This window comes from Pararhizobium sp. P1_E7, from assembly GCF_056405855.1.
On sequence record NZ_JBFUBH010000072.1, the window covers coordinates 1 to 13,159 of the forward strand.

The 13,159-nt window shown below is 60.0% G+C and carries 8 protein-coding genes; 6 read left to right on the forward strand and 2 right to left on the reverse strand.

Annotation, left to right across the window (positions count from 1 at the left end; translation table 11 throughout):
* The first annotated feature begins 510 nt into the window (after window positions 1-510).
* From AC1D17_RS25155 to AC1D17_RS25180, 6 genes are all read left to right on the forward strand, one after another.
* On the forward strand, window positions 511-1,530 hold the full coding sequence (locus tag AC1D17_RS25155) for a glycosyltransferase family 2 protein (RefSeq protein ID WP_477568021.1): 1,020 nt from the start codon (window positions 511-513) through the stop codon (window positions 1,528-1,530).
* Window positions 1,523-2,224, forward strand: coding sequence for a class I SAM-dependent methyltransferase (locus AC1D17_RS25160; RefSeq protein ID WP_477568014.1), 702 nt, complete (start codon window positions 1,523-1,525; stop codon window positions 2,222-2,224). The genes AC1D17_RS25155 and AC1D17_RS25160 overlap by 8 nt, the downstream gene beginning before the upstream one ends.
* Entirely contained in the window at window positions 2,196-2,630 is a 435-nt protein-coding gene (locus tag AC1D17_RS25165) for a GtrA family protein (RefSeq protein WP_477568015.1), read from the forward strand. Before AC1D17_RS25160 ends, AC1D17_RS25165 begins: the two co-directional genes overlap by 29 nt.
* Before the next feature lie 9 nt (window positions 2,631-2,639).
* Window positions 2,640-4,169 (forward strand): hypothetical protein, encoded by a 1,530-nt coding sequence (locus AC1D17_RS25170; protein WP_477568016.1) that lies wholly within the window; start codon window positions 2,640-2,642, stop codon window positions 4,167-4,169.
* 218 nt (window positions 4,170-4,387) lie between these two features.
* Window positions 4,388-5,179 (forward strand): outer membrane protein, encoded by a 792-nt coding sequence (locus AC1D17_RS25175; RefSeq protein ID WP_477568017.1) that lies wholly within the window; start codon window positions 4,388-4,390, stop codon window positions 5,177-5,179.
* Between the two features lie 179 nt (window positions 5,180-5,358).
* Window positions 5,359-10,437, forward strand: coding sequence for an Ig-like domain-containing protein (locus AC1D17_RS25180; RefSeq protein ID WP_477568018.1), 5,079 nt, complete (start codon window positions 5,359-5,361; stop codon window positions 10,435-10,437).
* A 101-nt stretch (window positions 10,438-10,538) separates the two neighbouring features.
* Here the strand turns inward: AC1D17_RS25180 and AC1D17_RS25185 are convergent, their stop codons facing one another.
* Together AC1D17_RS25185 and AC1D17_RS25190 are read right to left on the reverse strand one after the other, a co-directional pair.
* The gene (locus AC1D17_RS25185) at window positions 10,539-12,641 is read right to left on the reverse strand and encodes an oxidoreductase (protein WP_477568019.1); all 2,103 of its coding nucleotides are present in this window, start codon (window positions 12,639-12,641) and stop codon (window positions 10,539-10,541) included.
* A 176-nt stretch (window positions 12,642-12,817) separates the two neighbouring features.
* The coding region (locus AC1D17_RS25190) for a GMC oxidoreductase (RefSeq protein WP_477568020.1) at window positions 12,818-13,159 on the reverse strand (342 nt) is incomplete at its 5' end.

A 13,159-nucleotide genomic window follows, 5' to 3' on the forward strand; every position in this document is an offset into this window, starting at 1 on the left:
CATATAATCTGCCTAGTCTTTTGTGCGGGCCCGCAAATTTCAGCCGAATTCTGATCCATTTGGCGTTTTTTCGCAAGGGAAGGCCCTCTTCAGCGCTTCGACTTCTGCTGTGATCTCCTCGTCGTTCTGCCTCATCCCGGCAGGCAGGGAATAGCGCTTGGGCCGACGAAATCGCAGAAAACTGTGACTGGACTTTTCCATAAGCAAGGACTAATTTTCTGGTGTCGTTGCCTTGGCCGAAACCGGAACGGCGTTAAGAGCAAAAGCGTTACTGACCTTCATGTTGAAGCCATTTTCCAAAACCCGTGTTGCGAGACAATTTAGAGCCCGTCATCCGTCAGGTGACGGGCTCATTGATTCTGGACCGCTCGCCCGTCAGGTCTTTTCGCCGGATCCATTTAACTGTTAAAAATCAATATACTAACGCATCACCAGTGCTGCACGAACGGATTTTTAATCGGTCTGGCGTAAACCCAAGCGAACAACGGGGAGCAACGGGTGCCCGAGCGGATGGATATTGCGGCAAAACAGGCAGTAGCACTTTCTGTGGTCATCCCTTGCTACAATGAACGGGACGGCGTCGCAGAACTGCACAGGCGGGTCACGGCTGCCTGCGAGGCGCAGGCCGGTTCGTCCTACGAGATCGTGCTTGTCATCGATGGGRCCACGGACGGGACGCGCGAATCGATAGTCGAGCTCGCGCGCAAAGATGCGCATGTCGTTGCGATCGACCTGTCGCGAAACTACGGTCACCAGATCGCGCTGAGCGCCGGACTGGAGCTTTGCCGCGGCGAAAGGGTCCTTATACTCGATGCCGATCTCCAGGATCCGCCCGAACTGCTCGGCCCGATGATGGCGAAGATGGACGAGGGTTTCGATGTCGTTTACGGCCAGAGGCTGAAGCGCGATGGCGAGAGCCTGTTCAAGAGGTCGTCGGCATCGCTGTTTTACCGGCTGCTTCGGCGGATGGTCGATATCGACATTGCCGCTGATACCGGCGACTTCCGGCTGATGAGCCGCCGCGCCGTCGATCATCTCAACGCCATGCCGGAGCGCTATCGCTTCATCCGTGGAATGGTCAACTGGATCGGTTTGAAGCAGACGGCTTTTCACTATCACCGGCAGGCCCGCTTTGCCGGCACGACGCATTATCCGCTACGCAAGATGGTCCTCCTGGCTGTCGATGCGATGACCAGCTTTTCCATCGCGCCGCTGCGGTTTGCCTCCCACCTGGGCATGGTCTTCGGCCTGATCGGCTTGCTGACGCTCGGCTACACCATCTTCTCCTGGCTGGAGGGCAACGTCATCCCCGGGTGGACGAGCCTCGCCGCGATCGTGCTCATCCTGGGCAGCGTTCAGCTGCTGGTGCTGGGTATTTTCGGGGAATATCTGGGGCGCATGTACATGGAGACGAAGCGGCGGCCGCTCTACATCGTCAACGAAATTGTATGTTGCGATACGGCCGCAGACGGCACGGATGTGCATGTGCATCGCCTGCAGGCACTCGTTCGGGGAGCCGCCCGTGCTTGAGGCCGAATTCGACAAGTTTGCCGATGAATACGAGCAGGAGCACGCCGCCAGCATTCGCCTGAGCGGCGAGGCGCCGGCCTTTTTTGCCCGCTACAAGATCAGCGATGTGGCCGCGGTCCTGGCACGCCGCGGCAAGAAACCGCTGCGGATTCTCGATTTTGGTGCCGGCGTCGGCAACTCGCTCGGCCCGATGCGGCAAGCCTTTCCCGACAGCGAGATTGTACTGCTCGATCCTTCGTCCCAATCGCTGGATATCGCCCGTACCCGTTTTCCCGGCCAGGCACATTGCCAGCCATTCGACGGCCGGACCATTCCGTATGACGACGATCATTTCGACCTGGTATTCACGGCCTGCGTCTTCCACCATATCCCCGAGGCACTGCATGTCGGTCTTCTCGCTGAGATCGGCCGGGTGATGAAGCCGGGCGGCAGCTTCTTCCTGTTCGAGCACAATCCCTGGAATCCGCTGACGCAGCATGCCGTGCGAAACTGCAGTTTCGACGAGAATGCCGTTCTGATCGATGCCCGCCAGATGAACAGGCGGATGGCCGCCGCCGGCTTTTCGAGGACCAAAACCGTATACCGGATCTTCTTTCCGCGTTTTCTCGCCAAATTGCGGCCGCTGGAGCGCTACCTCGCCCGCGTTCCGATGGGAGCCCAGTATTTTGTTCACGCGATCAAACCGAGCGCTTGAGGCCGTGCGCCTCTTCCGGTTCGCAGCGGTCGGATTGCTCAACACCGCGCTTGGATACACGATCATCCTCGCAGCGCTGGCATTGGGTTGCGGCGACATCGTGTCCAACATTCTCGGCTACGCCTTCGGGCTGATGCTCGGATTTGTCCTCAACAGCCGGTGGACATTTGCAGATGCGGCACGCCGGCGCAAAGGCACTCCGCTTCGATACGCTCTGAGCTTTGTGACTGCCTACGGCGCCAATCTGGCGGTTGTTTTCACAGCCATTTCCTGCGGTCTCACCAACAATCCGTGGGTGCATCTGGCCGGAATCTGCGTCTATTCGGTTCTCTTTTATCTCGCATCATCGCGGTTCGTTTTCGTTCCCGCCGCCCTGCCCAGCAATTCCGACGACATCGCATTTTGAGTGTGGACCATGGCCGCGACTGAAATAACCTTTGAAGAGACGATCCCGCAGGACAAGCCTGTCCTTGGCGATCAACAGTTGGCAGTGGAACAAAGCCGGCGAATCCGGTTGATCGTCTGCCTTTCCCTGGTCCTGATCGTTACCGCAAAGCTCCTCCTCTATTCGTCGGCGCTTTTGCATGATCCGGACAATTGGTGGCAGGTGAAAGTCGGACAGGACATATTGGCAAACAGGGTTATCCCGGTCGTCGATACCTATTCGCATACGTTTGCGGGCCAGCCGTGGATTGCCAAGGAGTGGCTGGGGCAGGTGCTTCTGGCGGCCGGTTACAAGACCTTCGGCTGGAGCGGGGTGATCTTCGTAACGGTCTCGACGGTCGCCCTGTCGACGTTTATCTTGACCTGGTATCTGAGCGCTGCTCTAAAGCCGCTCGTGACGATCGCCCTTGTCATGGTCCTCACCTTTTTCGTGGGTGCGGTCTACAATGCACGGCCGCTGATCTTCAGCCTTCCCATTATGGTCCTGTGGACGGCGATGCTGTTTCAGGCGGCCCGCAACAGGCAGCCACCGCCGTTCTGGTTGCTGGGACTGCTTGCCCTGTGGGCCAATCTGCACGGCACATTTACCTTCGGCTTCGTCATCGCGGCGTTTGCCGGGCTGGATTTTTTGGCGCGCGCGCGTTTCTCGCAGCCACGCATTCTCGCCATGTGGATCGCCTTCGGCCTCCTTTGCCCCCTGGTCACCATGATCAATCCTTACGGCGCAAAGGCCATACTGGCCACCTTCACTGTCGCATCGGGCAATGAGGCGGTTGCCCATATCAGCGAATGGAACCCCTTCAATGCCCGCACGGACGTCTTGTCCGAGACCTTGCTTCTAACCGTCATCGCTGCCTTGCTGGTCACACGAATACGCATCCGCTGGACCTACGCCGCCTTCTTCATCTTTACGCTGCATCTGTTTCTGGCCTATTCGCGTTTTCAGTACCTCTGGCTGCTGCTCGTGCCGATCGTATTGGCGGCCGACGTCGCGGAACAATTTCCCGGCTTGTCAACGCGCAAATGGATGGGAGAAACCCGCGACGTTGTTGAATGCGCTGTCGCCAAACACTACCGCCAGATCAGCGGTGTGATCGTGGTGGGCTGGTTTGCGGCCTGTGCAATCTTTCTGAGCTTTTCGACGGTCACACCGAGTGACAAGACCTCTGCATCCGGTGCACTGGCTTTCGCGCAGGCACATGGCCTGTCCGGAAATGTGCTGAACGCCTACAATTTTGGAGGCAGCTTGATCTTCCACGGCGTCAAGACCTATATCGATGGCCGGACCGACCAGCTTTTCCTGAATGGTTTCATGAATGCAACGGTCGAAATGGGAACCGCCGCCGGGAAGCCCATTTTGCAAAAATCGATCGAAGAACATGCCATCAAATGGGCGCTACTCGAGCCGGATGACAGGCGTATTCCCTTCTTCAACGAGCTTTCCGGTTGGCGCAAAGCCTATGAAGACAAGTTTGCCGTCATCTATGTCAACGGCAACTGATCCGTCTTTGAAAAAGTTGCCGAAGCGTTCCTGGCAAATCCCGATCATCCATCGCCCCCGGGGCTACGTATCGTTTTGCAACAGCGCCTATGCCGTCTTTACTGTAACCTAATGTCCTCACCGCATTTTTCTCTTCAGTTCCCGGCCAAAGGCTAGAATCCCCGTCTTTTTTCCCAATCAGAACGAGTGTATTGCTTTCCCGACACTCGGGAGGGGATATGTTTTCGTACACACGGCAATCACTGTGGCCAGCCGGAACCGGCCGTTGGTTCTGTTCCCTTGCGCCGGTGGCACTTTCGCTGTTTGCGGCCCCGGCATTTGCTACCGAGCCTGGCGGTCAATCGTGGAACGGCTGTTATGTCGGTGCCAATGCCGGCTATGCGCGAGCAGGTGCCGATGCAACCGATTCACCCTTTCGCGACGGCCCCTTTGCCGGCTCCGGTTTTTCCTGGAACGGCGGCGCCGGCGAGTATGAAACCATCAAAAGCCACGATGGCGGCCTGACGGGGGGTGTCGAAGCGGGTTGTGACCGCCAGATTGATCTTGGCGGCACACCTCTTGTCATCGGCGGTGTCGTCGATTTCAGCGCGATGAACCTGGAGGCAACCGGCACTTCGGCGATCGTCGGCGATACGCATACGCGTGCCGGCATCGATTGGGCAGCCAGTTTTCGAGCCCGCGCCGGCCTTGGCGCAGGCGATGTCCTGTTTTTCGTCTCGGGCGGCGTTGCCGTCGCCGACGTCGATGTCCGCGCCTTCGACAAGGAAGTGTTGCCCACATTTGGGCGGATGAATGTGTCCGGCGGCGGTACGGAGACCGGCTGGGTGGCCGGCGCAGGCGCGGAGTGGCGCGTCAAGCCAAACCTGTCGCTCTCACTCGAATACCTGCATTACGATTTCGGCTCGGTGACGGCGACAGGCCCCGCCATCGAACCCGTCGGTGCTTTTCCGCGCTTCGAGAACGACGTGCGGCTCGATACCGTGCGGATCGGACTGAAGTGGCGGATGTGACGGCAATTGCCTGATCGGATCAACGGACCCGCTTCGCGGTTTCGGCGAAGGATCACATATAAATAAGCCAATTTTTTCAACGGGCATGATGTCCGAAAACGCAATTACATCAAGCGAGACAACCAGCCTCCGGAGGCCTCCGGCCAGCGCTGTGGTCCATAAGTATTTTGGGGGAAACGATGACCGGCATTGTCATGGAGACTGCAGACGAGACGAAAGCCAGCGGCGGGCTGCAGGTCGTATTCATCGACGCCGGACTTGCTGATGCGCAAGATCTCGCGGCCAGCATTCCTGCGGGGGCTGAACTCGTCTGGATCGATCCGGCAACCGACGCGATCACGCAGATGGCCGAATGGGCAGTGGGCAAATCCGGCTATGATGCCATTCACATCATCTCCCATGGCGAGCCCGGCGCGCTGCTGCTCGGCAGCACGCTGGTCGATGCAGCATCGCTGCAGGCGCACGGTCCTGAACTCGCGGCTTTGGGCGAAGCGCTCGGCGAAACGGGCGATATTTTGCTCTACGGCTGCAATGTGGCTGCGGGATCTGCGGGAGCGGGATTCCTTGATCTGCTGGCCCAATATTCTGGCGCCGATATTGCAGCTTCCACCGACGCGACCGGCGCAGCGCACCTGGGAGGCAACTGGACCCTCGAGCGTCAAGTTGGCAGCATCGAGACCAGCGCCCTGGGTGCCGATGGATCGCCCGGCTATGACGCGCTTCTCGCAACGCCGATATTGGGTACGCTGATTTTCACCGGCAATACCGGCACGGCGGACGGGATCGTCGAGGATGGCGAGGCAGGTTCGACCAATCTGTCGGGGATCGATATCCAGGTGCGGAACATAAGCGACGTCAACGGCACCGCCGTTGGCAATATTTCTTGGGAGAGCAATAGCTTCCTATCCAGCAGCGACAATTTTACCGGGTTGACATACAACGACGGCGCCAATGGCGGAACGAAGGGTATGTCGATAAAATCGGCAGATGGAAGCGATTTCGGCATCGACCAGTTCACCTACTACAACTGGGGCGAGACGCAATCCACGACAATTACCGTCAAAGGATATTTGAATGGCGTCCAGGTGGCATCAACCACCTTTGAGGGATGGGATTCAAATTACTTTCCGCAAGTCGTTTCACTGGGCGCTGCGTTCGACATTGTCGATGACGTTCGGCTGTATATTTCCGCAGGCGGCTATCGCGGCGATCAATTAGAGACGAACCACACCATCAACAACATCGTCATCACAGCAGCGCCTCCAACCGCTGCGATCGTGGTCTCGGACACTGCACTGAAGCTGGGCGAAACCWCGCTGGTYACYTTCACCTTCAGCRARGCCGTCACRGGCTTCACYACCGCCGATCTYACAGTCGCCAATGGCGCGCTGACCAACCTGARCTCGTCCGACGGCGGCATCACCTGGACGGCGACSYTGACGCCGARCGCCAGCATCACGGACGCGACCAACSTCATCACGCTCRACAATACCGGSGTGRCRGACCTTWCGGGCAWTGCCGGAAGCGGCACCACGGACTCGAACAACTACTCCATCGACACCCAGCGCCCGACCGCGACCATCGTGGTCGCCGATACCGCGCTGACGGCGGGCGAAACCTCGCTGGTYACYWTCACCTTCAGCGAAGCCGTCASSGGCTTCACCACCGCCGACCTGACGATTGCCAATGGCACGCTGACCGCGGTGAGTTCGTCCGACGGCGGCATCACCTGGACGGCGACGTTGACGCCCACCAACGGCGTCAACGATACGAGCAACCTCATCACTTTGAATAATTCCGGGGTGGCAGACATTGCGGGCAATGCGGGAAGCGGCACCACCAATTCCAACAATTATGCCATTGATACCGTGATTCCGACCGCCACCATCGTGGTCGCGGACAACGCACTGAAGGTGGGCGAACCCTCGCTGGTGACCATCACCTTCAGCGAGGCTGTCACCGGTCTCACCAACGCCGATCTCACAGTTGCCAACGGCACGCTGAGCGCTGTGAGTTCATCCGATGGCGGCATCACCTGGACGGCGACGTTCACGCCCACCGCCGGCATCACGGACGCGACCAACCTTATTACGCTCGACAATACCGGCATCTCGAACGCGTCCGGCAATGCCGGAACCGGCACCACCGATTCCAACAATTATGCCATCGATACCGTGCGCCCGACCGCGACCATCGTGGTCGCTGACAGCATGCTGGGAATAGGTCAGACCTCGCTGGTGACCTTCACCTTCAGCGAGGCTGTCACTGGTTTCACCAACGCCGACCTGACGATTGCCAACGGCACGCTGAGCGCTGTGAGCTCGTCCGACGGCGGTATCACCTGGACAGCGACGTTCGCGCTCAGCGCCGGGATCACGGACACCACCAACCTCATCACGCTCGACAAAACCGGCGTGACGGACATTGCGGGCAATGCCGGAAGCGGCATCACCAATTCCAACAATTATGCCGTCGACAGCCAACGTCCGACAGCGACCATCGTGGTCGCCGATGCCACGCTGAAGGCAGGCGAAACCTCGCTGGTCACCATCACCTTCAGCGAGGCTGTCACCGCATTCGACAACTCCGACCTGGCGATTGCCAACGGCTCGCTGAGCGCCGTCAGCTCGTCCGATGGCGGCATCACCTGGACGGCGACGCTGACGCCGAACGCCAGCATCCACGATACGACCAACCTCATCGTCTTGAACAATACCGGAGTGTCGGACCTTGCCGGCAACACAGGAACCGGCACCACCAATTCCGCCAACTACACCGTCGATACCATACGCCCGACCGCGACCGTCGTGGTCGCCGATACCGCGCTGACGCTTGGCGAAACCTCGCAGGTCACCATCACCTTCAGCGAGGCAGTCAGCGGTTTTACCACCGCCGATCTCACAGTCGCCAATGGCGCGCTGASCAACCTGAGCTCGTCCGACGGCGGCGTCACCTGGACGGCGACGTTGACGCCGAACACCAGTATCACGGACGCGACCAACCTTATTACGCTCGACAATACCGGCGTCTCGAACGCCTCCGGCAATACCGGAACCGGCACTACCGATTCCAACAGTTATGCCGTCGATACCGCGCGCCCGACCGCGACCATAGCGGTCACGGACAGCGTGCTGGGAACAGGACAAACCTCGCAGGTCACATTTACCTTCAGCGAGGCTGTCACTGGTTTCACCCTCGCCGATCTCACAGTTGCCAATGGCACGCTGAGCGGTCTGAATACGTCCGACAACATCACCTTTACGGCGACGCTGACGCCCGCCGGCGGGATCACGGACACGAGCAATGTCATCACCCTCAACAATACCGGAGTGACGGACCTTGCGGGCAATGCCGGAAGCGGCACCACCGATTCCAACAACTATGCCATCGACGGTGTTGCCCCCGGCGTCACGTCGATCGTGCGCACCGGCAGCGAGAACACCAATGCCGGCAGCGTTCAATACACGGTAACATTCACGGAAAGTGTGTCCGGCGTCGATGTTTCGGATTTTTCGCTGACGCCGGTCGGCGCCGTCACTGGCACGATAGCCAGCATCACCGCGGTCAACGGCAGCACGTATACGGTCACCGTCAATGGCATCACCGGTAATGGCTCTTTGCGGCTCGATCTGAATAATGGAGCCACCGGCATTTCCGATGCTGCCGGAAACGCCATCGCCTCTGGATACACCACCGGCCAATCCTATCAGATTGACCATGCGGCACCCGCTGTCACATCGGTCAGCACGCCTGCGAACGCGACCTATGTCACCGGCCAAAATCTTAACTTCACCGTCAATTTTGACGATGCGGTGATCGTCAGCACGGCCGGCGGCACGCCGCGGATTGCCGTGACGCTGGACACTGGCGGTACGGTTTATGCGGCATATGTCAGTGGCAGCGGGACGTCGGCGCTGGTCTTCCGCTTGCCCGTCACCGCCGGCCAAGCCGACATGACTGGTGTCACGCTTGGAGCCGGCATCAATCTCAACGGAGGCACGATCCGAGACGCGGCTGGCAACAACCTGGTGCCTGCGCTGAACGGCGTCCCCGCGACAAATGGGATCCTGATCGGCAACGACGCGCCGGTGCTGACCGGTGACCTCAAGGCAACGGTTGCCGAAGGGGGCAGCTACACGCTGAAAGCCGCCGATCTGAGCTTCAGCGACGCGGATGACAGCGCTGCCGGTGTCAGTTTCACGGTCTCGAGCGTGGCCAGCGGCACGCTGCTGGTCAACGGCAGGGCGGCGGCAAGCTTTACCGCGGCCGATATTGCCGCCGGCCGCGTCACCTTCCGGCATGACGGTTCCGAAACGGTCAAGGCCTCCTTCAAGGTTCTGGTTGAAGACGGCAACGAGGACGGTTCAACGCCGGTCAGCTCGGCCTTCAACCTCACCGTCACACCCGTCAACGATGCGCCGGCGCTGAAAGTGACGCAGACGATTGCCGCCATTGCCGAGAACGCATCGACGGCAGCCCCGCGCAAGGTAGCGGACCTCACCGTGCTTGATGCCGACGGCGGCAGCAACAAGCTATCGCTTGCCGGTGCTGACGCATCGCTGTTTGAGATACGCGACAACGCGCTATGGCTGAAGGCGGGGGCCAAGCTCGATTTCGAGACCAATCCGATCCTCGACGTCACCATCCGCCTGGATGATCCGGCGCTTGGAACGAGCTACGAAGCATCGAAATCCATAAAAATATCGGTCAAGGACGTCCTCGAACAGGTCCCCGGCACGTCCGGCAACGAGACACTTACGGGGGGAAATACCGACGACTATCTGGACGGCAAGGGCGGTAACGACATCATCATCGGCGGCGGCGGTAACGACACGCTCGCCGGCGGTACCGGCGTCGATACGCTCACCGGCGGCGCCGGTGCCGATACCTTCGTTTTCCGCTTGATTGACGATTCGGCCAAGGGAATTTCGGGATATGTGAACAACGCCACGCTCGGTTCGCAATCCGGACAGGACAAGCGTGACATCATCACCGATTTTACCCACGGCAGCGACAAGATCGACTTGTCAGCGATGGATGCCAACACCAAACTAACGGGTAATCAGGCCTTCACATGGCTTGGCCAGGGTGACTTTGGCGGCAAGGCAGGACAGTTGCTCCAGCGTCAATTCAATGAGACGGGCACGGCAAAGGACAAAACCATCGTCTACGGTGATGTCGATGGCGACGGACGGGCAGACTTCCAGATCGAGATTGCCGGACTGTTGGCGCTACGGGCCGACGACTTCATCCTGTAGCGGACGGATTTAGCCGCCGCTGCGACATCCGGCGAATGGGATCGCGGCGGCGGAAATTCGTTGCCGGGCCGTCGAACGATGGCCCAAAAATGCTGCAGTGGTTACCTGCCTTCCGCCGCAGCAGGTGGCCGGATCATCGCGATATCCTCGCGCATGAATGGCACGGCATCTGTCGATCGCTCCGTTCCGAACTCGCGTGCATATTGATGGCCCGAATAGTTCGCGGCCGCGATCAGCCCCGGCGCCAGACAGTCGCCGATGCGGGTGACGGACTGTATCCCCGCATCCGCCCATTCCTCGCGGCGCGCGGTCAGGTCCAGCCAGAGGCTTTCATCAGGGAGGCGGGCGGTAACCGGGATGAAGGCGGCGCAATCGATCGACTTTGTCTTTCCGCTGTAGATGCATGCCAGTTCGAGGCTGGCGGCCGTGCGGCCGGCAAGACAGTGAGCGGTGATGATCGTCACGTCGAGATCGATCAGCCGCCGCTGGATCCGAGCCTGTTCCAGTGTGTGGTTGCTCCATGGTGCAACCTGAGCCTCCGGCGTCACGAAGGTCACTTTCCGCCCGGACGCCGCCAGCAGTTCGGCCAGTACGCTGCCCATGTAGAAACAGTCATCGTCAAAAACGACGACCGGCCCATCCCCCGAAACAGCTTTCGCCCCGTCGCGGAGCAAGGCATCCGGAGATAGGGTCACGCCGGCCTGCAGATAATCCAGTGGCAGACAGTGCGTGCGCCCGACCCCGTCGGAGCGCCAATGCGAGCCGGTAGCGAGGGCAATATGGGGGATGCCGTATTGCAGGATATCGTCGGCGCTCAAGGGGCTTTGCAAATACATCTGCGCATTCTGGTAGGACTTTAATTGCCCCACCCGCCAGTCCCGCACACGCGCCCATGTTGCAAGTCCCGGCAGCCTGCTTTCGCGGCTGACCCGGCCGCCCCATTCCCGGCCAGCTTCCGCCAAGGTGACGTCGAGGCCGCGCTGCGCCAGCGCCCGCGCCGCTTCAAGCCCAGCCGGCCCGCCGCCGACGACGAGCACGGCACCGGTCTCGTCCGCGGCTGCGATCCTTTCCGGATGCCAGCCCTTGCGCCACTCTTCACCCACTGTCGGATTTTGCGTGCAGCGCATGGGAACGGAGGTGTTGTCGCCGGATGTGCAGATATTGCAGCCGATGCACTCGCGAATATCGTCGATGCGTCCGTCTTCGATCTTCTTTGGCAGAAACGGATCGGCGATGGAGGGACGCGCCGCGCCGATGAAATCCATGATGTCCTGCCTGATCACCCGCGCCATGCTGTCCGGCGAAGTGTAGCGGCCAACGCCGACAACGGGCTTGGTGGTCACCGATTTGACAAAGCGAATATAGGGTTCCTGAAAGCCTTCCTCGGAAAACCTGGATGTCTGGCTGTCGTTCGACCAGTTCGAAAGGTTGACGTCCCAGAGATCCGGCACCTCGGCAAGCGCCTCGATGATGTCGCGCCCTTCGCCCTCGCAGGTAATGCCGGAAGGGCCGAGCAGCTCGTCGACGGCCAGCCGGACGGCGAGCGCGCAGGTATCGCCGACGACGTCGCGCGCATCGCCGAGAATTTCCCTGAACAGGCGCAGCCGGTTCTCGAAGGAGCCGCCATATTCGTCGGTGCGATGGTTGTGCCGGCGCGACAGGAAGTGCTGGATCACGCTCATGTCATGGCCGGAATAGATGTAGATGATATCGAAGCCGGCCTGTTTGGCGCGGATGGCGGCATTGCGGTACCAGCGGCGCATATCGGCGATATCGGACTTGTCCATGGCCCGCGCCTGAACCGGATCCAGCCCGTCGCCGATGACGTGCGACGGGGCGAGTGGTATCATCCGGCTGAAGCGATTGGCGACGTGCAGCCCGTTATGAACCAGCTGGATTGCCGCAAGGCTGCCATGCGCATGAATTTTATCGGCGACCAGGGAAAGCGCGCCGATATCGCCGTCATCCCACAGCCTGGCCTCGTTGGCCGGCGTCAGGTCGGAGGTGGGGTGGATTTCCGCCTCCTGCGTCGAGATCACCGCCCAGCCGCCTTCCGCCTTTATCCCGCGCATATGTGCCTCGGCATTGGGATAACGATAGCCCATGCCGGAACAGTGGGGGACCTGGTAGAAGCGATTGCGTGCTGTCAAAGGTCCGATTTTCACCGGTTCGAAAAGCACGTCGTAGCGGGGATCTCTCGTCATCGTCTGGCCGTCGTCCACTCTGCTGATGTCGATGCCGCGGCGATCTGCCGGACAGTCGGAAGGCAGGATAGCGGGCTTCGGTCATCTTGCAAGAGAAATTATACAGTCATATAATTACTCTATAGCAATTTGAAAATGTTCCATTTTAGCGATTATCGCCCGGCCGGTGGTGAGGTTCAAGCCGCGTCTTCGAGGATCATCGCTGCACCCTTTTCCGCGACCATCATTGTCGGCGCATTGATGTTGCCGGCCGTGACATTGGGAAAGATCGAGGCATCGACGATGCGCAGGCCTTCGACCCCATGCACCCGAAGCCGGGCATCCACCACCGATGCCGTTGCGTCCGGCCCCATCATGCAGCTGCCGCACAGGTGATAGATCGAGCTGGCATTGGCGCGGAAATAGTCAAGCAGGCTTTCGTCGCTCGCCGCCGACGGCGACGGGGACACTTCCGCGTCGATGATGGCGGCTAATGACGGCGCCGATGCGATCTTGCGCACCAGCCGGCTCCCCTCGAT

What these genes read in the sequence shown, in the direction of transcription:
- AC1D17_RS25170 (WP_477568016.1), top strand. Translation starts at nt 2,640, where the DNA reads ATGGCCGCGACTGAAATAACCTTTGAAGAGACGATCCCGCAGGACAAG.
- AC1D17_RS25185 (WP_477568019.1), bottom strand. Translation starts at nt 12,641, where the DNA reads ATGACGAGAGATCCCCGCTACGACGTGCTTTTCGAACCGGTGAAAATC.
- AC1D17_RS25175 (WP_477568017.1), top strand. Translation starts at nt 4,388, where the DNA reads ATGTTTTCGTACACACGGCAATCACTGTGGCCAGCCGGAACCGGCCGT.